The organism is Dermabacter sp. HFH0086 (genome assembly GCF_000413375.1).
In the GTDB taxonomy this organism is placed as follows: Bacteria; Actinomycetota; Actinomycetes; order Actinomycetales; family Dermabacteraceae; genus Dermabacter; species Dermabacter hominis.
Genome location: NZ_KE340308.1, coordinates 1,837,546 through 1,859,331, shown reverse-complemented (window position 1 = coordinate 1,859,331; position 21,786 = coordinate 1,837,546). Strand labels below are relative to the sequence as shown.

At 62.6% G+C, this 21,786-nt stretch carries 21 protein-coding genes; 8 read left to right on the top strand and 13 right to left on the bottom strand.

Annotation, left to right across the window (positions count from 1 at the left end; all coding sequences use genetic code 11):
- Nucleotides 1-13 precede the first annotated feature (13 nt).
- The 4 genes from HMPREF1484_RS08215 to HMPREF1484_RS08200 form a co-directional block, all read right to left on the bottom strand.
- On the bottom strand, nucleotides 14-1,822 hold the full coding sequence (locus HMPREF1484_RS08215) for a DNA polymerase Y family protein (protein ID WP_016664577.1): 1,809 nt from the start codon (nucleotides 1,820-1,822) through the stop codon (nucleotides 14-16).
- Complete coding sequence (locus HMPREF1484_RS08210; protein ID WP_016664576.1) at nucleotides 1,822-2,616, bottom strand: hypothetical protein; 795 nt, start codon at nucleotides 2,614-2,616, stop codon at nucleotides 1,822-1,824. The genes HMPREF1484_RS08215 and HMPREF1484_RS08210 overlap by 1 nt, the downstream gene beginning before the upstream one ends.
- 150 nt (nucleotides 2,617-2,766) lie before the next feature.
- On the bottom strand, nucleotides 2,767-3,588 hold the full coding sequence (locus tag HMPREF1484_RS08205) for an RNA methyltransferase (protein ID WP_051120653.1): 822 nt from the start codon (nucleotides 3,586-3,588) through the stop codon (nucleotides 2,767-2,769).
- Nucleotides 3,585-4,379, bottom strand: a complete 795-nt coding sequence (locus HMPREF1484_RS08200) for an ABC transporter ATP-binding protein (protein ID WP_040386545.1) — start codon at nucleotides 4,377-4,379, stop codon at nucleotides 3,585-3,587. Before HMPREF1484_RS08200 ends, HMPREF1484_RS08205 begins: the two co-directional genes overlap by 4 nt.
- Nucleotides 4,380-4,444: 65 nt before the next feature.
- Between HMPREF1484_RS08200 and HMPREF1484_RS08195 the strand changes: the two genes are divergently transcribed.
- On the top strand, nucleotides 4,445-5,977 hold the full coding sequence (locus HMPREF1484_RS08195; protein ID WP_016664573.1) for an RNB domain-containing ribonuclease: 1,533 nt from the start codon (nucleotides 4,445-4,447) through the stop codon (nucleotides 5,975-5,977).
- Nucleotides 5,974-6,762 (top strand): hypothetical protein, encoded by a 789-nt coding sequence (locus HMPREF1484_RS08190; RefSeq protein WP_016664572.1) that lies wholly within the window; start codon nucleotides 5,974-5,976, stop codon nucleotides 6,760-6,762. The genes HMPREF1484_RS08195 and HMPREF1484_RS08190 overlap by 4 nt, the downstream gene beginning before the upstream one ends.
- Here the strand turns inward: HMPREF1484_RS08190 and glgA are convergent.
- Nucleotides 6,732-7,925 carry a glycogen synthase gene (glgA, locus tag HMPREF1484_RS08185; RefSeq protein ID WP_016664571.1) on the bottom strand — a complete coding sequence of 398 codons (1,194 nt, stop codon included), beginning with the start codon at nucleotides 7,923-7,925 and terminating at the stop codon, nucleotides 6,732-6,734. The genes HMPREF1484_RS08190 and glgA overlap by 31 nt on opposite strands.
- Before the next feature lie 211 nt (nucleotides 7,926-8,136).
- On the opposite strand from glgA, the gene glgC reads away from it, so the two are divergent.
- Entirely contained in the window at nucleotides 8,137-9,387 is a 1,251-nt protein-coding gene (gene glgC, locus HMPREF1484_RS08180; protein WP_016664570.1) for a glucose-1-phosphate adenylyltransferase, read from the top strand.
- A 57-nt stretch (nucleotides 9,388-9,444) separates the two neighbouring features.
- Here the strand turns inward: glgC and HMPREF1484_RS08175 are convergent, their stop codons facing one another.
- Both HMPREF1484_RS08175 and fabG read right to left on the bottom strand, forming a co-directional pair.
- Nucleotides 9,445-9,933, bottom strand: coding sequence for a histidine phosphatase family protein (locus HMPREF1484_RS08175; protein WP_051120652.1), 489 nt, complete (start codon nucleotides 9,931-9,933; stop codon nucleotides 9,445-9,447).
- Between the two features lie 102 nt (nucleotides 9,934-10,035).
- Complete coding sequence (fabG, locus tag HMPREF1484_RS08170) at nucleotides 10,036-10,818, bottom strand: 3-oxoacyl-ACP reductase FabG (RefSeq protein ID WP_016664568.1); 783 nt, start codon at nucleotides 10,816-10,818, stop codon at nucleotides 10,036-10,038.
- A gap of 61 nt (nucleotides 10,819-10,879) precedes the next feature.
- Here fabG and HMPREF1484_RS10990 point away from each other — a divergent pair, with 61 nt between their 5' ends.
- From HMPREF1484_RS10990 to HMPREF1484_RS08145, 5 genes are all read left to right on the top strand, one after another.
- The gene (locus HMPREF1484_RS10990; protein WP_016664567.1) at nucleotides 10,880-11,401 is read left to right on the top strand and encodes a hypothetical protein; all 522 of its coding nucleotides are present in this window, start codon (nucleotides 10,880-10,882) and stop codon (nucleotides 11,399-11,401) included.
- Nucleotides 11,391-11,786, top strand: coding sequence for a DUF3099 domain-containing protein (locus HMPREF1484_RS08160; protein ID WP_016664566.1), 396 nt, complete (start codon nucleotides 11,391-11,393; stop codon nucleotides 11,784-11,786). Before HMPREF1484_RS10990 ends, HMPREF1484_RS08160 begins: the two co-directional genes overlap by 11 nt.
- Nucleotides 11,783-12,709, top strand: coding sequence for an SURF1 family protein (locus tag HMPREF1484_RS08155; protein WP_016664565.1), 927 nt, complete (start codon nucleotides 11,783-11,785; stop codon nucleotides 12,707-12,709). The genes HMPREF1484_RS08160 and HMPREF1484_RS08155 overlap by 4 nt, the downstream gene beginning before the upstream one ends.
- On the top strand, nucleotides 12,706-13,515 hold the full coding sequence (locus HMPREF1484_RS08150) for a glycerophosphodiester phosphodiesterase family protein (RefSeq protein WP_040386541.1): 810 nt from the start codon (nucleotides 12,706-12,708) through the stop codon (nucleotides 13,513-13,515). Before HMPREF1484_RS08155 ends, HMPREF1484_RS08150 begins: the two co-directional genes overlap by 4 nt.
- Nucleotides 13,516-13,607: 92 nt before the next feature.
- Entirely contained in the window at nucleotides 13,608-13,961 is a 354-nt protein-coding gene (locus HMPREF1484_RS08145) for an RNA polymerase-binding protein RbpA (RefSeq protein ID WP_016664563.1), read from the top strand.
- Between the two features lie 39 nt (nucleotides 13,962-14,000).
- Here HMPREF1484_RS08145 and HMPREF1484_RS08140 read toward each other — a convergent pair whose 3' ends face one another.
- The 6 genes from HMPREF1484_RS08140 to tatC form a co-directional block, all read right to left on the bottom strand.
- Nucleotides 14,001-14,615, bottom strand: a complete 615-nt coding sequence (locus tag HMPREF1484_RS08140) for an FxsA family protein (protein WP_084813952.1) — start codon at nucleotides 14,613-14,615, stop codon at nucleotides 14,001-14,003.
- On the bottom strand, nucleotides 14,612-15,355 hold the full coding sequence (locus tag HMPREF1484_RS08135) for a polyprenol monophosphomannose synthase (protein WP_016664561.1): 744 nt from the start codon (nucleotides 15,353-15,355) through the stop codon (nucleotides 14,612-14,614). The genes HMPREF1484_RS08140 and HMPREF1484_RS08135 overlap by 4 nt, the downstream gene beginning before the upstream one ends.
- Nucleotides 15,352-16,959, bottom strand: a complete 1,608-nt coding sequence (gene lnt, locus HMPREF1484_RS08130) for an apolipoprotein N-acyltransferase (RefSeq protein ID WP_016664560.1) — start codon at nucleotides 16,957-16,959, stop codon at nucleotides 15,352-15,354. Before lnt ends, HMPREF1484_RS08135 begins: the two co-directional genes overlap by 4 nt.
- Nucleotides 16,960-17,098: 139 nt before the next feature.
- Nucleotides 17,099-19,936 (bottom strand): RNA helicase, encoded by a 2,838-nt coding sequence (locus HMPREF1484_RS08125; RefSeq protein ID WP_016664559.1) that lies wholly within the window; start codon nucleotides 19,934-19,936, stop codon nucleotides 17,099-17,101.
- Nucleotides 19,933-20,865, bottom strand: coding sequence for a diacylglycerol kinase family protein (locus tag HMPREF1484_RS08120; RefSeq protein WP_016664558.1), 933 nt, complete (start codon nucleotides 20,863-20,865; stop codon nucleotides 19,933-19,935). The genes HMPREF1484_RS08125 and HMPREF1484_RS08120 overlap by 4 nt, the downstream gene beginning before the upstream one ends.
- Nucleotides 20,862-21,749 carry a twin-arginine translocase subunit TatC gene (gene tatC / locus HMPREF1484_RS08115; RefSeq protein WP_016664557.1) on the bottom strand — a complete coding sequence of 296 codons (888 nt, stop codon included), beginning with the start codon at nucleotides 21,747-21,749 and terminating at the stop codon, nucleotides 20,862-20,864. The genes HMPREF1484_RS08120 and tatC overlap by 4 nt, the downstream gene beginning before the upstream one ends.
- Nucleotides 21,750-21,786: the final 37 nt, after the last annotated feature.

Below are 21,786 nucleotides of genomic sequence, written 5' to 3'. Positions count from 1 at the left end.
CATCAAAACAGCCCTAGTCATAGAGTGCCTCCACCTCCCACGCGCGCTCGCGTGAGAGTAGGGCAAGTGCCTCCCCTCCCTCGAGCACGATCTGAAGCCGCGCGCTCCTACGGCTTCCCGCGCCTTCGGACCACCACCGCTGATCAAGGAGGATGGGAGGGCCGTAGTGCGCGATGGGGAGCAGCCTCTCGTAGCCGAGGTGGCGAAGCGCGGCGGGAAGCGGCGCAGGCTCCTCCCCTTTCCGGCTACGTCCAACGTCGCCTTTCGCGGCTACGGCTGCGCTCCTGGATCCTGCTGCATCGTGCGCGCAGGCGTTCGCGTGTGTCGCGCCCTCGGCGCTCACGCCATTTTCCGCATGCGTGAGAACGAGGTGTGCAGGGGTGCCGGTGAGCAGTCCCCGCGCACTCACGTAGACCGCTTGCCCCTCGCATAGGAGACGCGCGGTGATCCGCTCAGTAAAAACCGTGGCAGGCAAGGGGCGCGGAAAAGAGCCCACCCACGGCCCCTCGCGGTGCTCGCGTACGCGTACCGCGCGAAAGGGCAGCACCGTGATCGCCTCGCTCAAAAAACGGCCTGCCTTTTCGGCAGGGACAAGAACGGACTCCTCCCCCGCTAGTGATTGCACACGCGTGAGGGCCCGCGCGGCGCGCTTTTCGGCCGTGCTTGCGTGCCCCCACAGCCGCTGCGCGTACTCCCCCGCACTTTCGGTGTGCACGGGAATGAGTTGCACGTGAACGATGGGCGCAGCTGTTGTGCGGCCCTCGCGAGGATCGCCCGGGCGTGAGGCGCCCCGTTCGGCAGCGAGTATCCACCCGTCACACTGCCAACGCACGCGATCCACGACGTCATCGATGCTCAAGGCGCCCTCATGGCGCCACGTGCGCTCAACTTCGCTCCCGTTCTCACCGCGCGCGATAATGCGAAGCCGCGTGCACATAAGGCCGTGTTTTCGCAGCTTTTCGGCGAGCTCCTCGGCAAGGGGGCGCGCGATAAACGCAGCCTGATCGACGCGCTCGAGCGGCGGATCGAGGTGACGCTCGACGAGGATTGGCTGAGCTGGCCGCACGCGCTCCCCTTCGCCCGGTTCACCTCCGCACGCGAGGATGTGCAGGAGCGCGCCGAGCGGCCCAAAACGCTCACTCACCGAGGAGCGCGGAAGCTTGCTCAGCGCGCCGAGAGAGGTGATGCCGAGGCGGCGAAGCACGCTGATGAACTCAGCTACGTGCGCGGGCCCCTCGAAAACCCCGGGTGTGCAAAAGCGTTTCCCCGCCCCCACGGGGGCGTGCTCGAGCGCTTCTATGGGGAAGGGGGCGAGAAAACGCGCCGATTCTCCCGGAAGTATGATGCGCCCGGAGCGAGAGGCAAGAATGGCGGCGAGTGGGCCGTCGGCGATTCCCACGGAGCTCTCCCAGCCCGTATGATCGGCGACGGCATCGAGGAGAGCACGGACGAGAGCGTGTTCTCCCCCGGCGTGTCGAGATGGACCTCGCGCATGAAGCAAAAGCGTTCCCGGCCCAAGAGGTTCGATCCCCGAGGCAACCGTATCCACGGCGGCGCACACGCTTTCAAAAACGCGCCACTCGGCATCGAGATCGCGCTCTGCAACCGCGATGTGCGGGCACAAGGCCTCGGCAGAACGCTTCTTCATGCCAAGTGCGACACCGGCGTGCATGGCCGAGGGACTGGCAGCGACAACACGATGATGCTCCATAATCGCGATCTCGTTCGGCACTTTCTCGCCGGCGCGCTCGTACCTCTCAATCGCGGCAAGGACGGGCCAATTATCGATGTACACGCATGCGGTGCGCGTGGACTGCGCCATCATCGATTCCCCGATTGCACGAGTGTGAGCGTCGCGCGCGCCCGAGAGGGTGCTTTGCCCCTGCGTGAGGTGGGCACCGCCGTGCGCGGTGCGCTCGCGAGCACCCCGGCAGGCGTCGGAATACGAATCTCCATTGCTGAACCGGAACCCGCAGCACCCCTGCCACACGCCGCGACACGAGCGCTGCGAAACCTGAGCCTGCCCGAGCCGCGCGCAAGCCCCACCCAGCGTGGCGAGGAGGACTGCACGGCGAGGTCGCAGCGTGCTTCCCCCAGGCGAATGAGTAGGGACCCCTGTGTGCGCGCGCGATTTTTTGCCGTGCGCCACTGCGCGGGTGTGAGAGCGAGATCAGCACCGAGAACAATCACCTCGATGCCATCGATGAGCGCGGAGAGCACGGAAGAAAGTTGCGCCCCTGGATCGGGGATAAGAGCGGTGCGCCGCGGATCTACGCCGATATCGGCGCACGCGGCGATCCCCACGTGGGGCATACCCACGAGGGCACACCAGGACTCCTCCCCCATGGCGGCCGCCGCGAGTGCAAGGGCGAGCGACGTTCCGCACGGCCCCGTCACCTCGATGCTGCTACCCGCCCGCACCTCACCTCGCGAAATGAGTTCCTCGAGAGCCCGGGGAACGGGGAACGAGTGCCCGCTGCGCTCGAGTTCCTCCCCACGCACTGGGCCGCGCTCGCGCTGAGTTTTCGCCTCTGCCTGACCGAGGACTGACTGTGCGAGCGCGAGGCGCTGCGGATCCGCCGCGATGCGCGGCGCTACAGAAACCTGTACGGACATTGCCCTCTCCACTCACACAAAATAGAACGCGTGTTCGAATACTAGGGCGAAAAGGGTGCGGGATCAAGAGTGATCCGGGGGTCCTTGCGTCAGTATCGAACACATGTTCCCATTGTGGGGAGGGGTGAGACATTTAAACTTGCACGCACCTCACGCGCGCATAGATACCTCGCGCTGCCAGAACACGACTGCGCTCGCTGCGGCGACATTGAGTGAATCGACGCCACCGCTCATGGGGATAATCACGCTCTCATCTACGGCGCGAAGAGTCTGCTCGGTGAGCCCATGCCCCTCGGTGCCAAGAACGAAGGCCACCTTTCGTGAAGCCGAAAGATCAACCTCGTGCAGCGGGCGAGAATTCTCCGTGAGTGCAAGTGCGAGCGTATCGAAACCGCGCGCACGCAGGAGGTCCACTCCCCCGCGAGGCCATGACTCAAAGCGCGCCCACGGCACCTGAAAGACCGTGCCCATCGAGACTCGAATCGCGCGCCTGTACAGCGGGTCCGCTGCAGAAGGCGTGACGAGAACCGCATCCACGCCGAGGGCGGCCGCACTGCGGAACATCGCGCCGACGTTCGTGTGGTCCACGATGTTTTCGAGCACGGCGACGGTGCGCGCCCCCTCAATGACGGATTCGACGGAGCGCTCCTTCGGTCGCTGCATCGACGCGAGAGCGCCGCGATGCACGTGAAAGCCCGTCGTCTCCTCGAGCTCAGCTTCGCTGCCCACAAAAACGGGAGCATCAGGGAAGCGCGAAAAAAGAGGCGAGAATTTTTCGAGCCACTTCTCGCTCATCATGAACGATCGTGGCGTGGCGCCTGCCTCGAGGGCCCGTTCGATCACGTTGTAGCTTTCAGCCATGAACAAGCCGCGCTCAACCTCGAGGCACGAGCGCAGCTTGACGTCGGTCATCGACACGTAATCGGCGAGCAGCGGATGATCCGCGTGCGCGCTCATCGAGACGAGGCTCATTGCGTAAGCGGAACTGCCGTCGCGAAATAACGACCACCGCGCTCTTCAAGAGCGAGCGGGAGGCCGAAAGTGCGCGTGAGATTCTGCGAAGTAAGGGTCTCGGCGATTGGCCCCGAGGCGACAACCCGTCCCTCGCGCAGCAAAAGTGCATGGGTGAACCCCGTGGGGATCTCTTCAAGGTGGTGCGTCACCATGATCGTGACGGGGGTCGCGGGATCCTTTGCGAGAGCCCCGAGTGAGCGCACGAGTTCCTCTCGGCCTCCCACATCGAGGCCTGAAGCGGGCTCGTCGAGGAGAAGCAGCTCGGGATCGGTCATGAGCGCACGGGCGGAAAGCACGCGCTTCTTCTCCCCGGTGGAGAGAGAGCCAAACGTGCGCTCAGCGAGCGGGGCCACCCCAAACGCGCCAAGGAGCATGCGGGCACGCTGTTCATCCTCGCTCTCGTACGTTTCGCGCCAGCGGCCCACGACCGCGTAGCCGGCCGTCATAACAACATTGAGGCACGTCTCCTGTGCGGGAACCGTCTCGGCGAGCTCCTGGCTGGAGAGGCCAATCAGGGGTCGAAGCTCGAACACGTCAACGCGCCCGAGCTTTTCCTCGAGAATCTGCACGCTCCCGCTTGTGGGGTGCAATCGCGACGCGAGCAGGCGAATGAGGGTGGACTTGCCCGCACCATTCGGGCCAAGCACGACCCACCGCTCCCCCTCACGGGCACGGAAGTCGACGTGATCCAGAAGAGTCTTTGCGCCACGGCGCACTACAACATCGCTCAACGAGCACACAGCAACCATGCCTCCAGCCTACGGCAGGCGATGCTCACTACACTAAAACGGACCGTTATTCCAAGGAGTGAACTGTGCCCGTTCAACGCCTCTCAATGCCCGGCGACCGCAAGAAAGCGCCGCTCACCACAGTCGCGGCACGAATCGATGAGGCACTCGAAAAGTCTGGCATCGATACCACGTACCCCGAGGCCGCCCTCGCCGAGGCCGAGAGTGCAGCTCGCACCTGGAGAGAGCATGCGGCACAGCACGAGGACCTCACCGCAATCGAGTTCGTGACCCTTGATCCCGAAAGCTCAACGGATCTCGATCAGGCCCTCCACATTGAGCGTGACGGCACGGGCTACCGAGTGCGCTACGCGATTGCCGATCTCCCCCTCTTCGTCGAGCCTCACGGGCCTCTCGATGCCGAGACTCGTGAGCGTGGCCTCACGCTCTACCTACCCGATCGGCGCATCCCGCTGCACCCCGTCGTCCTCTGCGAAGACGAAGCCTCACTCCTACCGGGCAAAGACACTCCGGCCTTCGTCTGGGACTTCTCCCTCGACGAGCGCGCAAGCGTCACGCACGTGAACCTTACGCGCGCCATCGTGCGCAATCGTGAAAAGCTCGCCTACACCGAGGTTCAGCGCGCACTCGAACGCGGTGAAGCAGGCAGTGTGATGCAGCTGCTCGTCGAGGTGGGAGAGAAACGGGCGGCGCTCGAAATTGAACGCGGAGGAGCTTCGCTCAACTCGCCCGAACAGGAAGTCGTGACCGATGACGATTCCGTGCACCTTCAGTGGCGCCTGCCCGAGCCAATCGAAGAGCACAACGCGCAAATCTCCCTCATGACGGGGATGGCCGCCGCACAGATCATGATCGAGGGCAAGCTCGGCATTCTTCGCACGATGCCTCCGGCAGCTCCCGAGGCGATCGAGCGCTTTCGCGCGCAAGCTGCAGCCCTGAAAGAGCCGTGGCCACAGGACCTCCCCTATGGTGAATTCCTTCGCACGCTCGACTGGCGCAAGGGGCGCCACCTTGCCCTCCTTGACCAGGCGACATCACTCTTTCGAGGGGCGGGATACGAGGCGTTCGACGGCACGCTTCCGGAGGTTCTCGAACAATCGGCGATTGCGGCCCCGTATGCGCACACCACCGCGCCCCTGCGCCGCCTCGTCGACCGTTTCGTTCTCCATGTCTGCCACAGCCTCAAGACGGGAGCACCGCTCGATGAGCGTGTTCGTGCGGCGTTGCCGGAGCTCCCCTCGCTCATGCACAGCGCCCAGCAACGCCACTCGGCAGTGGAGAAGAAGGCGCGCGAAATCGCCGAAATCGGTGTTCTGTCGACGCTTGTGGGAAGTGAATTCGAGGGGACGGTGCTTGACTTCAGGCCCGCGACCGATGGCGGATCGAACCCCTCGAATGCTCGCCCCGATCGAATCGAGGTTCAATTCAGCAATCCCCCGGTGGCGCGGTGGATTGACGGGGAGAACCTTCCGATAGGCACGCGCGTGAAAGCGCGCCTTGAACGGGTGGAGGAGTCTCGGAACTGGGCGGAGTTCACGGTCGTGAGCGCAGGGCGCGCGCGTGGCACGGCCGGTGCGCAGGGTCCGACGCCCGCATGAGAATCATCGCCTCGACGTCCAAAGCGCCTACGTCTCTGCGCGACCTTATTCCGGCGCCCTACCTCGGTGCGCTGTCATTGTTTGCGGGAGCCGCACTGCGCCGGGACATGCCGATCGAGGAGGCCGCTGATCTCCTTGATGCGGGCGTTGGTCCTTTCGGTGGCGCGCACTTCGACACGCTCGCGTGGATTCTCGACGTGCGTGCCCTCGCCATCCCCACGCTCACGGTCGTCTTGCCCGAGCCCGGAAGGATCGCCGGAATCGCCGGCGGCCCGCGAGGTGTGATGGCAGCGCTCGCGGGCGGGCAGGCCCTCACGGTTGGAGACGGCGCTATCGCACAGCACCTGCTGACCGTCGCCCCTGCCCGGCATGCTGAGGCGCGCACTCTCGACATCGCAAGGCTCGACGTGTCGCCGACACCGATTCCCGTTGCGGCATCGGATGCGGCAAGTGCACGTGAGCGCCTCTATCGAGCCCTTTCACACACCCACGAACGGCTTGTCGAATACGACCTCATTCCCGAGGAACCCGTAAGGCCTGAGGCGCTCCCTCAGGGGTTTGTTTTAGTCGAGCCTCCACGGGGCATGCCCGATACACATGCGCACGCTGCGAGGCTCGCCGGGCGCATGGTGTCTCTTGCCGAGGTCGCGATCGCGCAGGCAACGACCTCGTCAGATGCAGGAGCGCAGAAGGCTTTAGAGGAGTTGCGAATTCTTGCACGGGAGGGGCGCGAGGTGCTTGCCCTCACGCTCAGCTACGCATCTACGCCAAGAACGGCGTTGTAAACCTCAACGGTGCGATCGGCGATGGATTCCCACGAGAAGTGATCGCGTGCGCGCTTTTGTGCGGCAGCGCCCCACGTGCGGGCGCGCTGCGGGTTCGAGAGGATCTCGTTGAGGGCGTCGGAAAGGTCCCCAACGAACTTATCCGGATTCACGGGCGCGCCGGTGCCGTCATTCACCTGGTCGATCGGCACGAGAATGCCGGTTTCGCCATCGACAATCACTTCGGGGATACCGCCGGTGGCGGTGCCCACGACGGGGATACCGCAGGCCATTGCTTCGAGATTAACGATGCCGAGCGGCTCGTACACAGACGGGCACACGAATGTGGTGGCGTGCGAGAGTACCTGCGTGAGTTCGTGACGCGGGAGCATCTCCGAAATAAGGAAAACGCCCTCTCGTTTAGATTTGAGCGTGGCGACGAGCTGCTCGACTTCGGCGGCGATTTCCGGAGTATCTGGAGCGCCGGCACACAGAATGACCTGGACGCTGTGATCGAGGGTGGCGAGGGCGCGCAGCAGGAACGGCAGCCCCTTTTGGCGCGTGATTCGTCCAACGAAGATGACGGTGGGGGCATGAGGGTCGATGCCGTATCGCTCGTGAACATCGGTCGAGGGATTCGGCTTCCACGCGGTGACATCGATGCCGTTATGCACGACGTGGACGCGCGCCGGATCTACTTTCGGGTACGAGCGGAGGATGTCCTCGCGCATTCCTCCGGAGACGGCGATGATGCCGTCGGCGTTCTCGTAAGCGGTTTTTTCCGCAAAAGAGCTAAGCCTGTACCCGCCTTGCAGCTGCTCGGCTTTCCAGGGGCGCAGTGGTTCGAGGGAGTGAGCAGATAGCACGTGCGGAATCGCGTGGAGTTGCTGCGCGGTGAACCCGGCAAAGTTTGCGTACCAGGTATGGGAGTGGACGAGGTCCGCACCAGCGCAGTCTTGCGCCATGGCGAGGTCGACACCGAAGGTCTGGAGGGCGGAGTTAGCGCTGGCGAGGGTTTCGGGGACGGAATAGGCCTGGACGCCGGCTTCGCTACGTTCCTCGCCGAAACAGCGTACGCGTACGTCGATGCGGCTTCGAAGAACCTTGCTGAGCTCATCGACGTGAACGCCGGCGCCTCCATAGATCGCGGGTGGGTATTCCTTCGTCAGGATGTCAACGCGCATTACGGAACTGCCTACCTAGGTGAGACGTCAAGGGCGAAACGGGCTGGGCGCTGCACCTGCTGGCTGTTCGCCCTCCGCATTGTCATGATAGTCACACGTACGAAAGCTCGCATGGCCGGTACGTTCCCGCGAAACAAAAGCTAAGCGGCTCCGAAATGAGCACGCGGTAAACGAGGACGTGATGCACCTAACTGTGCAGTACGATTGAAGCATGGTCGCAACGAAGGTCCTCGCAATTGTTCTCGCCGGCGGTGAAGGCAAGCGCCTCATGCCGCTCACACTCGATCGCGCAAAGCCCGCCGTGCCGTTTGGAGGCTCCTACAGGCTAATCGATTTTGCGCTTTCCAACATCGTGAACTCCGGTTATCTCCAGGTTGTCGTCCTTACTCAATACAAGTCGCATTCGCTTGACACACACATCGCAAAGACATGGCGCATGAGCTCACTGCTCGGCAATTACGTCGCCCCCGTGCCTGCTCAGCAGCGCATGGGTAAGCACTGGTACCTCGGGAGCGCCGATGCGATCTATCAGAACCTCAACATCATTGGTGATTCCAAGCCCGACTACATCGTGGTGGTGGGTGCAGACCACGTCTACCGGATGGATTTTTCGCAGATGGTAGAGGCCCACATCGAATCGGGTCGTTCGTGCACGGTGGCAGCGATCAGGCAGCCCATCGAGCAGTCCGATCAGTTCGGCGTGATCGAAGTCGATCCCGAAGATCCCACTCGCATTGCGCAGTTCGTCGAAAAGCCCAAGGAGACCCAGGGCCTGCCGGATGATCCGAACTCGGTGCTTGCCTCGATGGGGAACTACGTGTTTACCGCCGACGCCCTCGTTGAGGCCGTCACGAGGGACGCAGACAACGGCGAGTCAAACCACGACATGGGGGGCGACATCGTGCCCCACTTCGTGAACCTCAACGACGCGGGAGTCTACGACTTCATTCGCAACGACGTGCCTGGTTCTACGGACCGCGACCGCGACTACTGGCGAGACGTCGGAACGCTCGATGCTTTCTACGAAGCACACATGGATCTCATCTCGATCCACCCGATCTTCAATCTGTACAACACCGCGTGGCCGGTGTTTACGGAATCGCGATCGGCCCTCGCACCCGCGAAATTCGTTCACGCCGGCCCGGGTCGTGTGGGAACCGCGGTCGATTCGATCGTCTCAGCGGGCGTCGTGGTGTCGGGCGCGCAAATCTCCAACTCCGTCATCGGGCCGGGGGCCCAACTCCACTCGTGGTCCTCTATTTCCGATTCGGTGATTATGGACAATGTGACAGTTGGCCGTCACTCGCAAATCCACCGCGCGATCATCGACAAAGACATCGTGATTCCTCCGCGGACCCAAATCGGCCTCAACCGCGAGGAAGACCTCGCTCGCGGATGGACCGTGACGGATTCAGGAATCACGGTGATTGGCAAGGGCACAATCATCGCGCCGCAGCACTGACCTGAAAGAAAAAGGGAGGGTGCCCGTCGGGGCCCCTCCCTTTTTGCGTGAGCCGCGCTAGCCCCGCACGAGGGTGAGCAGATTGAGCTCCTCTTCTGCGACGTCTTTCCACGAATCGACACTCGAGGTAAGGACGCTCATGGAGCCGGTCGGCACACCGATGCGCACCTGGGCTAGGGAGGCGGGATCAGAGTCATCGTCATTGCCGAGGTAAGCAGCGAGTTGGCTCATGGTGGGCTCGTGCCCAACGACGAGGAGAACCCGGCAAGAATCATCGACGTCCCGGATGAGTGAGAGCACATCCCGAACACCTCCGTGGTACAGCTCGTCGAGCACACTCACGCTGCATTCAGGGCTCCCGAGTGACGCGTGGACATCGCTCCACGTTTCTTGCGTACGCGCCGCAGAGGAGACGAGCACACAGCTCGGCCGTACCCCCTGCGCGCAAAGGTAGTCACCGATGAGCCTGGCCTGCGAATGCCCTCGATCAGTGAGCACGCGTTCCATATCGCTTGCGGCATCCGATTCTGCTTTTCCATGCCGCATCAAAAGAAGGATGCGACTAGGAGGTTCATCACTCACGCGATTTCACCCGTTCTGCGCCCAAGGCGCGCTCGACATTAATTCTCGTTGTGGAAGTGCGCAGTTTTAGTGTCCCATGCCGAGGCCGCCGTCGACAGGAATGACGGCGCCCGAAATGTATGACGCATCGTCGCTCGCGAGGAACGCCGCAACTTTTGCGACCTCAGAGGGTGCTGCGAAGCGACCGACGGGAATCTGCGAGAGGTACTGCTCCTTGCGAGCCTCGTCGAGCCCGCGCGTCATTTCCGTCTCGATGTAGCCGGGGGCAATGACGTTGGTCGTGATGCCGCGCGAGCCAAGTTCGCGCGTGAGCGAGCGTGCCATACCGATGAGGCCAGCCTTCGACGAGGCATAGTTCACCTGGCCGGGCGAGCCGAGGAGGCTCACCACTGACGACAGGAGAATGATGCGGCCCTTCTTCTTACGCATCATGGCCCTGATGGCCCGCTTTACGGTGCGGAACGTACCGTTCAGGTTTGTATTGACGACATTGTCGAAGGAGTCGTCGCTCATGCGCAGCATGAGCTGGTCGTCAGTGATACCCGCGTTGGCAATGAGGACCTCGACGCTCCCGTGTGCTTCCTCGACTTCGGCAAAGGCCGCATCGAGCGATGACGGGTCGGTGACGTCCGCTTTAACGGTGAGCGCACCTTCGGGGCCGCCCTCCCCCGATCGCGAGGTGACGGCCACCTTGTCGCCGAGAGAAAGGAAGTGTTCGGCGAGCGCGTAGCCAATGCCACGGTTGCCGCCGGTAATCAACACGCTTCGAGAGGTCACAGTTGCCCTTTCACGCTGTGGAAGAATGAGGTTCGGCCCAAGCCTATCGCTAAAGATTGCGCGGCGGCGCATAGCCTACGATGGTAGGACGGCACGTCATAAGACACGATTGGCACGCGGGAGGAGAGCACCGGTGACGTCACGCTTTAATCCGCCTCCGTCATGGCCCGAGCCTCCCGAGGGTACCGGGACGCTTCCGCAGTCGTGGCAACCGAACCCTCAGTGGCCGGAAGTCCCCGCGGGATGGCGTCTTGACTATGACACTTCCACCGTCGGACCTTCCCCCACTGTTCCCGCTCCCGTTGTGCGCAGCGAAAACGTCCACGCAAGTGCGATCGTGGCTGAGCGTATCCGGCAGTACCCCGCGACCGTTGAACTTCCTGGGCACGTGAGTGCAAGCGAAGCCGGCTCTTCGCTCATCAATGGCTTTCCCCCGGAGAAGCCGCGAGCGTTTGGCCCCTACGATCCGCACGCTCGCCGCAGGCGGATCATCGTGAACGTGTGCCTGTGCGTGGTGGGCGCGCTCCTCGTGGCTGCCGCGGTCTATGGATTCTCGGAACTGTTCTCCTTTGCGATGAACGAGCTGCCGAAGGGTGAAAGCGCCGCGGCATCGTTGCTGCACTCGTCTTCGCTGTCAGGCGTTCATGCCCTCTGATCCCCTCGAGAACTCCGTCCCTCCCGCGAGCGTTCACACGTCTTTTTCGGCGCCACCCGCGGCGATTCCCATTGCGCGCTCTGCCGATGTGTCGCGCCGTTCACGGACGTACATCCTCGCCATGGCGATACGCATGGTGTGCCTCGCCCTGCTGATCGTTGTGCCTGGCGTATGGAAGCTTGTCGCGTTGATCGGAGCGGTTGTCCTGCCCCTTTTCGCGGTCCTCGTTGCCAACGACCAGGCGGTTCCCACACCACCGAACCGGGAGCAGCGCCTCGATGATCAGCCCGTTCCCTTTGTTCTTACGGCAGAGCCTTCTCAGCCGTTCATCACGGTTGACGAGGACGGCACGGTCCGCGAGACATGGGGCGGTGAGCACCTGTGAGGCGCGTCGATCTTCGCCCAATTGTGACGTGGCGGTGGGCGCTCGCATTCCTTTTTGTCGCGCTCGCGACGCTTACGTGCGTGCGGCTTGGCATCTGGCAATTGAATCGTTTTGAGGAAAAGCGGGCCCGGGCGGCGGTGATCGAGCAACACTACGATGCCGAGCCGATTGCGCTCGCTGACGCGCCCTCCTCGGCTCGGTCGAAATTAGCCGCAGCCGATGACTACACCGTCGTGCGCGCCCGCGGCCACTATTGCTCGCGCCCCGAATGTGTGCTGTACGTGAGAAACCGTGTTGAGGGTTCGAGCGTGGGGTTTTGGCAGCTCGTCCCGTTCGAGACGAACGACGGCAGTACTTTTCTGGCCGTACGCGGCTGGGTCACGACGGGGCAGACGGACTCGGTTCCTGCGTCCCGACCGAAAGTTCCCTCCGGCGAGGTCGAGCTCGTCGCGCGCTTGAGGCCGCGCGAACCCCGGCTCTCCGACAGACCAGAAGTCCCGGGGCAGCTCCACTCGGTGAATGCGACTGACGTCCTCTCTCAAGTACCGCAGCTCGAGAATGTCCTCGAGGGCGCCTACGGCGAAGTCGTAAGCGAGAACGGGGTAGCTCCGGAAGGGCTTTCCGCCCTGGAAAAACCCTCGACCTCGCTTGGCCCGCATTTGTCCTACGCGTTTCAGTGGTGGATTTTTTCGGCGTTTTTCGTGCTCGGTTTTGTGGTGGCGGCACGTCGTACGCTTCGCGACTACGAGGGCGAGGAGGAGTCCGACGCCGCCTTAGCCACCACCGTTGCCAACGATGTCGCCGCGGCGCCTGCTCGCGGTTCTGTGCGGCGGTACGGCGCCACTCGTCACACCCGACACCGCTCGCGCGGCACAGATGAGGACGAGGAAGATTCGCTGCTCGACGAAGGGTACGGGTCGTGAGCTCGCCAGTGCGTCGATACTTTTCGGGACCTCTTCCCCGCGCGATAGCCCACCGCGGTTTCGCGCCTGAAGGTGGAGAAAATACACTTGAGGCCTTTGCAGCCGCCTGCGCGCACGGGGCGGACGTCATGGAAACCGACGTACGCGCGAGCAGTGACAACGTGGCGCTGACCTTCCACGACCCTACGCTTGCGCGAGTCGCGGGCGGCGACCCACGCGCGATAGCCGAAACCCCGTGGTCGCGTCTGAGCACGGTCCGTGTGCACGATCGTGGCACGATCGCACGCCTCGATGATGCACTCGCGTCGTTCCCCGACCTCCCCTTCAACATCGATGTGAAGGCGGCCTCTGCCATAGAGCCCACCGTCGCAGCCATCGCGCGAACGGGCGCTGGTCGGCGGGTGTGCCTGACAAGCTTTGATCCCGCGGTCGCACATGAAGTCGTGTCACGAGCGAGCAGCGCCTGCGGGCATCAGGTCATGGCTAGCGCTTCTCGCACGACGGTCGCGGCGTTCCTTGCAGCCTCGTGGTTGGGGGCCGAGCGGCTGAGCACAAGGGTGCTCGCACGTTATGCGGCCCTCCAGGTCCCCATTCGCTATAGGGGGCTCCCGATCCTTACGCCCCGTTTCGTGGCCGCCGCACACCGGGCTGGGTGTGAGGTACACGCGTGGACAATCGATGACGAGCCGGCCATGCACGCCCTCCTCGACATGGGCGTGGATGGTATCGTAAGTAACCGTGTTGATCGGCTCGTGAAGGTTCGCGAGGCTCGTGCCAATCACCGCACGGGGCCCGGAAGGGAATAACACCACCGGCCGAGGCGTTCATAGGTCGTGAATGCTGGCGAAGATTCGCCAAAGGCGCCCACAACGGACAATGTAGGGAAGAAGGTCGCTCGATGAACTCTCGCTCACTGCGAGGCACCCGACTCGGTTCGCTTTCGATGGAAACGGATGACGGCGTTCTCGCCGCTCCGCGCCAGGAAGCAAAGTATGACTGCCCCAACAAGCACATCATCATCCTCCCGTTTTCGGTAGAGGCCGATGTGCCGCTCGTGTGGGAGTGCCGCTGCGGTGAGACCGCCGTTCTTCGCGATCACGAAAAGCCCGAAGGCAAGCCCGGTAAGCCTCAGCGCACCCACTGGGACATGCTCCTCGAGCGCCGCTCAGAAGAAGAGTTGCAGGAACTTCTCGACAAACGCCTGGAGCTTCTTCGCGCCGGTAAGCTCCACTCGAACCGCCACTTCCTGTAGTGGCCGTGGCGGCGGCCCTGTCCCCCGCCACCGTAGATCTTAGAGAACGTCGCCCTCGTAAGGGGGCGGCGTTTTTCCGTTTCCGCCCTCACTGCTTGAGCGATCATTCTCGGGGGCAGGCGGGAGCTGGCCGCTCGGGTGTGCGGTAGTGCCAGGGTGGGAGCCTTGGGGGTCCGACGCTTGCCCGGTCGTATCGATCACAATCTCGCTTTCAATGACCGATCCCCGATGCGAGGTGAAAAGAACTCGGCGCGAAGACTTTCCGGAGCCAAGCCCTACGGTATCGAGCGTCTTTTGCTGCACGGGCGTGAACAAGAGGATGAGTCCCGCGATGTCGGTGAGGACGCCGGGGAAAAAGAACAGCATGGCGGAGATCAGCGTGAAGGCTGGGCGAGACAGGTGCTTCTTACGTTCGCCGCGGCCGGTGGCGGCGCGCCACAGAGAGATGATTCGCGTGATCGACTGCTGTCCAGCGGACAGTATGAGAGCGAAGCCGACGACCCACCCGAGGGCAATAAGGAGCAGAGGTACCCACCAGTGAGTCGCAGAACCGATCCAGATGAGGATCGCGATCTCGACGATGCCGAGCAGGATTGCGCCGACGGGCAGCAGCCATGCCGGAAGGGAACGAGAGAGGCGAGCGTCGTTCATCATGCACCCTTTTTCACGAGCGAACGGGCTTGTGAGAGACGGTGGTGAATACCCCACTGCGTCACTCGAAGCATGGCCTCTTTGATGATTGCGGAACTCATTTTGGATTCACCGTATTCGCGTTCGTCGAAGTCAATCGGAACTTCCCGGATCACGAAGCCCGCGGCACGAACCCTGCGCGTCATATCGACCTGGAAGCAGTAGCCTTGGCTTGCGATGTGCTCGCCCGCGAGAACGCGTGTGAGGACGTGAGCGCGAAAGGCTCGAAAGCCTGCCGTTGCATCTTTCACGCCTAGCCCAAGAGCGAGATTTACGTAGGTGTTTGCGCCACGCGAGAGAAGCTCGCGATTGAGGGGCCAATTGTGGACCAATCCCCCAGGGACCCAACGCGAGCCGATCGCGAGGTCGGCGCCACGTTCGAGCGCCGTGAGGAGCGTTCCGAGTTGCTCGGGCCTATGGGAGGAATCGGCATCCATCTCGCACAGCACGTCATAGCCGTGCTCGAGACCCCATGCGAAACCCGCGAGGTATGCGGGCCCGAGACCGCCCTTTTGCGTACGGTGCAGGACGTGGACCTGCTCATCGCATTCGGCGAGGCGATCGGCCCACTGGCCAGTCCCATCCGGCGATCCATCGTCAACAACGAGTACGTGCGCCTCGGGGACTGCAGACCTGAGGCGCTCGAGCGTGGGCGGGAGCGCGTCGATCTCGTTGTAGGTGGGAATGATGACGAGCGTTGTCACGGACGGGAACGCCTTTCCTTGATGGTACGCGGCGGAGCAATAATGCTCCCTAGTAAGACAACGCCTGCACACGCCGCGATGATTCCGCGAATCGCGACACCGTGCTGCATGGCGGGGGTGAGCCCCGTGCGAACGGGAACGTCCGCCGTCATGGTGCCTGCGGTCCAGTGGCCAAGGCCCGCAAGCTTGCGACCTTCGGGAGTAAAGATCGCGGAATCTCCCACGGTGGAAATATGCACGACACTCCGTCCCGAAATGACGGCGAAGACCTTCGCTTGTGCGAGCTGCTGAACGGACTCGTGAGAATCGAGGAAGAGCGCATTGTTGGATTGGACGACGAGCAGTTCAGCCCCCGCGTTCACGGTATCGGCGACACTTTGCTCGTAGGCAATCTCAAAGCAAATGAGCACGCCAATTTTCGCTCCCGAGAGGTCGATTATTCCGGGCTTATCCCCCGGTGTCATATCGCGCTCGACGAGCGAAACCTTGTCGGTAATCTTTGCGAAGAACTCTCGTTGAGGGATGTATTCGCCAAAAGGCACCGGGTGGCGTTTCGTGTATTCCTGGCCCGTGAGACCGTTGTCGTCAACCAAAACTGACGTGTTGAAGCGCGCTTTCTCACCGTTGGGCCGCTGAGTGCCCACGAGAATTGGCGCTCCCGATTCGCGCGCGAGGTCCTTGAGCGTCGCCATGCGTTCCGGATGAGCGGTCACGTCCCATCCGGTTGAATCCTCTGGCCAGACGATGAGGCGTGCACTCTCATTCGTGGCGAGGAACTCGCGGGTGCGTTCGACGTGATTGTCGAACATGGTGTCGGGAATGTAGTACGAGCCGGCCTTGGGGCGCTCGATATTGCCTTGAATACCGGCGATATGAATCGAGTGATGGCCCGAGTCAACGGAATTGGCTGGCCGAGGCGTGACAAGGGCGCACAGAACAATAATGATCGCCACGGATGCGGGCCACACGGCGTGCATGCCGTTTCGCCCCCTCGCCCGCCGAAAAGTCAGCGCACACAGGGCGCTAAACACGAGTGCGCCCAGCAACCCCGAAACAGCGCCAAGCCCGGTAATACCGAGCCACGGGCCGAAGTTCAAGAGAGGGGAGTTCGAGAAGGCAAACGCGCTCATTCCCCACGAGAGGCCGCCCCACGGAACACTTGCACGCACGAATTCCATGATCGCCCACAGGCACGCGATCCCCACGCTGCTCGAGAAGCGAATGCCGCGGCGGACGAGTATGAGCCGAGTGAGAAAACTAAATACGGCGATGTAGAGAGCCTCGAAGGCGGCGAGGGCGAGCCACGGCCCGAGTCCCGCATAAATATTGGCCCAGGAAAAAAGCGGGATGAATGCGCTCACGCCGAAGGCGAGGCCCGCAACCACAGCCGTGATCCAGCGGCGCGTGAACGATGCAAAAATAAGCCCGCCAAGAGCAACGGGAAGCAGCCCCCAGAGCCCGTAAGGATCAAAAGACAAGTGGAACAGAAACCCGCCGGCGATGGCACTGAGGAGCGCGATAATCGGCGGTGTAAATTTCTCTCCCTCGAAATGAGGGACGAGGACCTCACGAATGTCGTCGGCCGCCGAGGGGTTATCCTTCACAACGGTCTCCTTGCACCGGCAAAGCGCAGAGTCGGCGGCGTGGAGTGGACGCGGAAATCACCGCCACATGCGTTTGCTGTACCGACATTCCTCGCCTTCACCGATCACTCGACCCACACTGTTTCTCCAAACAGCACTTTTACATATCCTGGGCCACGATCCCGCGCAAAAGCTGAAGGCGAGCCTTCCGCGCTGTCGCCGCAACGCCCGCGTGGGACTGCCCGGGGACATGAGCAAGATGATCGAGAAGATCGATGACCTGACGCACGTGACGAACGAAATCGCCAGGGGCGACGGCCGCGTTTCCGATCGACTGCGCGAACCCCTCCCCCTTTGCCCAGCGGTACACCGCCGAGCACAGACCGGGATGGGGGGCGGGAGTTTGATCGAGTCCCGCCCGCCTTTCCTGCACATTAATGTCGTCGGCCAGAACGGACAGCGCGTACAGGGCGCGGGAGACGGAACGGTCGTCGTGGTCTTCGCTTCCCCCCTCTTCGCGGCGCGGCTCGTAACTGAGCGCGCTCGCGACAGCCGCAAGTGCTGCCGGCGAGAGCCCGTCGAGCACTCCCTGGTCGAGGGCCTCGCACACGATGAGGTCACGCTCCGAATAGATGCGCTTGAGCAACTCGCCTTTTGCGGTGACGGTGACGTGCCGGCTGGCGTCGGATTCTCCCACGTACCCGAGTGCCTCAAGAACCGCGCGCACCCGATCGAACTGCCGCACGAGCTGCGACGTGCGCTGCGCAATTGTTCGCTCCGCCCGCGCCGCCTCGCGAGCGGCTTTCCGGTACCTCGAGATCCACCGCATGTGCTGTTCGCGATCGTCGCAGTGGTGGCACGGATGCTCTCGCAGCGCCTCGCGGAGCTGCACGAGGAGAGAGTCATGGTTTGGGTTCGCGCTCTTCTCACTCGAGCGGGCCCTCACCGCCGCGCGAGGAGAGTCCTCACCTCGGAGCTTTTCCCGCAGAGCGGATGCCGTGTCCTTTCGCACCCTCGCACTACGTACCCGGTCGAGCGAGGGCACCCGCATGGTCGTGAGCACCATGGGACTCGCGGTGAAATCTTCGGTGTAGAGATCTCGAAGCTGGCCCTCACGCGTGATGACCCACACGCGTGGCCCGCGAACCGTCTTGTCATGGTCAATGACAACCGCGAAACCTGAGCGGCGTCCCCCTGGGATGGCAATGACCTCACCCCGACGGAGCTTCCCGACGATAGAGCGAGTACGCTCGCGCTGTTTATCGGCACGCGTTCGGCTCAGCTCTTTTTCGCGAGCCGAGATCTTTTCGAGGATGTCCGCGTACTGCGCGATATCGCCCTTCGAGCAGTGCATCGCCTCGCGGTATTGCTCGGCCACCTCTTGCTTCTCGCGCGCCTTGCGCGCCTGCGCCACGACGCTTCGGTCCGTATGAAACTGCGCGAAGCTGCTTTCAAGGGTCTCGTACGCTTCGTCAAGACTGAATCGACCAAGGAGGTTCACGGCCATGTTGTACGTGGGCCTAAAGGCAGAGTGCAGTTTGTACGTTCGAGTCGAGGCGAGGCCGGCGACGTCCTGTGCCGCGATCGAGGAGCCAACAACGACGACAGCGTGCCCTTCGACGTCAATGCCGCGGCGTCCCGCCCGCCCCGTGAGCTGCGTGTACTCCCCCGGCGTGATCTTCGCGTGCTCAGTCCCGTTAAACTTCGTCAGCTTGTCCAGGACGACGGTGCGCGCCGGCATGTTGATGCCGAGGGCGAGGGTCTCCGTTGCGCACACGACCTTGATGAGTCCACGAGCAAAAAGATCCTCGATCACAGCCTTAACAGCGGGAAGCTGACCTGCGTGGTGGGCCGCGAGGCCGTTCATCGCCGCCCGCTCAATCCTGCCAATCCCGAGCGCGTCGTAATCGTCAGCACGCAAATCCCCGAGCGCGGCGCGAAAGGCTTCTTTGATCTGCGAGCGCTCCGCGTCATCCGTGAGCCGCACGTTCGCTCGCATGAGTTGTGCCACTGCCTGATCGCAGCCGCTCCGAGAAAAAATAAAGAAGATCGCGGGGAGCATGCCGCGCTCCTCGAGGAGATAGACGACGTCGGCTCGGCTCATCGCCCGTGGCCGCATCCTCTGCTCGTGGCGATGCGAACGATGCGGACCACGCTGATCGTTGCGCCGATCCCGATAGCCCCGGCGGCCCGACCTGCCACTCTTCCGCCCCCGCCCGTGACGTTTGCCGCCGTAGCGGTGATCGTCTGGCACGTCGTCCCATGTCCCCTTACCGATTTCGGCGAGCATGGGATTGACCTCGCGATAGCGTCGATGGGCAAACGGCCCGTGCGAGGGGGTTGCCCGCCCGTCTTCGTCGAGAAACACGTCGATGAGCTCGTGGTCGTTGAGCACGTGCTGCCACAGCGGGATCGGGCGGCGCTCGGAAACGATCACTTCCGTACTCCCGCGCACTTCCTCTATCCACGCCCCAAATTCTTCAACGTTCGAAACGGTCGCGCTCAGGGCAACGAGCTGCACGCTTCGCGGCAAGTGAATAATGATCTCTTCCCACACTGGCCCTCGCATTCGATCCGCAAGATAGTGGACCTCATCCATCACGACATAGCCGAGCGAATGAAGAGTCGGCGAATCGGCGTACATCATGTTGCGAAGGATCTCGGTCGTCATCACGACGACCTGGGCTTCCGAATTGACGTTCACGTCGCCCGTCACAAGCCCGACCGATTCGTGCCCAAGCCACTCCACAAGCTCTTGGTACTTCTGATTGCTCAGGGCCTTGATCGGAGTCGTATAGAAGACCTTGACGCCGTGCGCCATGGCCCGGTGAACGGCATACTCGCCAACGATGGTTTTGCCAGCGCCCGTGGGAGCGGCAACGAGAACGGAGCTTCCTCGGTCCAGCGCGTCCATGGCGCTCAACTGGAACGGATCGAGATCAAACGCAAAGCGCTCGGTAAAGTGCCCGCGAAGGCCGGTATCTGGAGCGTCGTTCATGCTGCCTCCTGAATCTGGTCGTCGTGAAGCTGCGGGGCGAGGATGCTCACCACCCCGGGCAAAACTCGAGCGCGAAGTGGGAGAAAGGCGCGTGTTTCCCCATCGCTGCACACCTCAATAGGATCGTCCGAGCCGATCGTGAGCGAAGTGCAAGCAGTGACCGTGTAGTGAGGCAGGGACACGTGCGTGCCCGAGAACACGCGAGGGAAAAAGCGCACGAGCCCGGCTCTACTCAGGCCCGAAACGGTGACGAATTCGAGCACCCCGTCGTCGACCTTTGAGACGGGGCAGTACTTCATCCCACCGCCGAAGTAGCCAGCATTGCTGAGCGTCACGAGTGAAGCGTCGATGTACTGACGTTCGCCGCCGTCGAGTTCGATCCAGTATCGGCGCGGCCTGTACGAAAGGAGCTCTCGCGCGACGGCACCTGAATAGCCGTAGCAGGAACGATTCGCGCGAGCATTCACAATCGCGTCGAAGCCCATGTTGAGATTGCCGAGGGCGATGACGCTGCTACCCTCCGGCCCGCCTTCAAAGTGTGCTTCGATCGCGTCAATTCGTTGCTCGCCCCGTGCGAGCGCGGAGACGATCACGCGCACGGCGGCGTCGGCATCATCAAGGGGAAGCCCGATCGCGCGTGCAAAGTCATTCCCAGAGCCTGCCGGCACGATGCCGAGGCGAATATTCGTGTCGCACACGAGAGAGGCCCCGAGAGCCACGGTGCCGTCACCCCCGACGACCACGAGAGCGTCGAGGGTGTCGATGACGGCTTCGGCACGCCGCTTCGCCGTGAGGGCATCGGGGGCAGAAAGGTCGATCACCGACAGACCCGCGGCGCCGAGCAGAGCGCAGACGTCGTGGCCGATATTCCCTGAGCGGCGCTTGGCTGCGTAGGGGTTCGCAATAACACCTACTCGGAGGCGACTCATGATTCTGAGGAACCGCCGGTGTCCTTGTGGGAATCGGCGTAGGCGTCATCGAGCGACTTGGGAAGCGCAATTTGGGACGGCACGTATTCGCCGGATTCCGTGAAGGCTGCCTGCTTCTTGAGGCGCTTCTCCCGCCGCGTCTCAAGGATGTAGGAGACGAGCACGGCACCAAAGAAGAGAATGAGGAAGGGCGAGGTCACAAGGAGAAGTGTGATCGGCTCCGGCGTCGGAACCATCGCGGCGGTGAAAATGAAGCTGAGGAGGATAGCCCAGCGCCAGGCCTTGAGGATTGTGCGCCACGGAAGAATCCCCACGATGTTGAGCGCGACGAGGAATACCGGGTAGATGAAGGCGACGCCGAAAACCATGCAGGTCTTGACGACAAGCTCGATGTAGTCGCGAAACTCGACGAGCTGAAGAACTTCCTTGTTAGGACCGAAAGTCATGAGGATCGGGATTGCTCTTGTGATCGCGAAGTACCCGAAAATGGCGCCTGCGAGAAAGAGCGGCCCCGAAGAGAACAAGAACGACAGTGCCCAGCGCTTTTCATTTTTCTTGAGGCCGAGTGAGATGAACGCCCACGCCTCGTACACGATCACCGGGATGCTCAGCGCCACTCCGATGTAGGCGGCGAGCCTCAAGTGCGTTTCGAACGTGCCGGCGACACCACCGATATTGATCGCAACGTTGTATCCGAGCCCCTTGAGCTCTCGGAACGGGACGGCGAGTGCTTCGTAAAGCGGGTAGTAAAGAAACCAGCCGGCGATGGAAAAGAGGACCACGAATACCGCGACGATGAAGATGCGGTCACGAAGTTCGGCGAGATGCTCGCCAAGACTCATGCGCCCTTCTGGGTCGCGGGGGCGTTTCTTCTTCTTTGCCACGTGTGTCGTCCTAGCCCTAATCTCAGCCCGGCCCTCG

What these genes read in the sequence shown, in the direction of transcription:
- HMPREF1484_RS08215 (WP_016664577.1), bottom strand. Translation starts at nt 1,822, where the DNA reads ATGGCGCAGTCCACGCGCACCGCATGCGTGTACATCGATAATTGGCCC.
- HMPREF1484_RS08210 (WP_016664576.1), bottom strand. Translation starts at nt 2,616, where the DNA reads ATGTCCGTACAGGTTTCTGTAGCGCCGCGCATCGCGGCGGATCCGCAG.
- HMPREF1484_RS08205 (WP_051120653.1), bottom strand. Translation starts at nt 3,588, where the DNA reads ATGAGCCTCGTCTCGATGAGCGCGCACGCGGATCATCCGCTGCTCGCC.
- HMPREF1484_RS08200 (WP_040386545.1), bottom strand. Translation starts at nt 4,379, where the DNA reads ATGGTTGCTGTGTGCTCGTTGAGCGATGTTGTAGTGCGCCGTGGCGCA.
- HMPREF1484_RS08190 (WP_016664572.1), top strand. Translation starts at nt 5,974, where the DNA reads ATGAGAATCATCGCCTCGACGTCCAAAGCGCCTACGTCTCTGCGCGAC.
- glgA (WP_016664571.1), bottom strand. Translation starts at nt 7,925, where the DNA reads ATGCGCGTTGACATCCTGACGAAGGAATACCCACCCGCGATCTATGGA.
- glgC (WP_016664570.1), top strand. Translation starts at nt 8,137, where the DNA reads ATGGTCGCAACGAAGGTCCTCGCAATTGTTCTCGCCGGCGGTGAAGGC.
- HMPREF1484_RS08175 (WP_051120652.1), bottom strand. Translation starts at nt 9,933, where the DNA reads ATGCGGCATGGAAAAGCAGAATCGGATGCCGCAAGCGATATGGAACGC.
- fabG (WP_016664568.1), bottom strand. Translation starts at nt 10,818, where the DNA reads ATGCGCCGCCGCGCAATCTTTAGCGATAGGCTTGGGCCGAACCTCATT.
- HMPREF1484_RS08160 (WP_016664566.1), top strand. Translation starts at nt 11,391, where the DNA reads ATGCCCTCTGATCCCCTCGAGAACTCCGTCCCTCCCGCGAGCGTTCAC.
- HMPREF1484_RS08145 (WP_016664563.1), top strand. Translation starts at nt 13,608, where the DNA reads ATGAACTCTCGCTCACTGCGAGGCACCCGACTCGGTTCGCTTTCGATG.
- HMPREF1484_RS08140 (WP_084813952.1), bottom strand. Translation starts at nt 14,615, where the DNA reads ATGATGAACGACGCTCGCCTCTCTCGTTCCCTTCCGGCATGGCTGCTG.
- HMPREF1484_RS08125 (WP_016664559.1), bottom strand. Translation starts at nt 19,936, where the DNA reads ATGAACGACGCTCCAGATACCGGCCTTCGCGGGCACTTTACCGAGCGC.
- HMPREF1484_RS08120 (WP_016664558.1), bottom strand. Translation starts at nt 20,865, where the DNA reads ATGAGTCGCCTCCGAGTAGGTGTTATTGCGAACCCCTACGCAGCCAAG.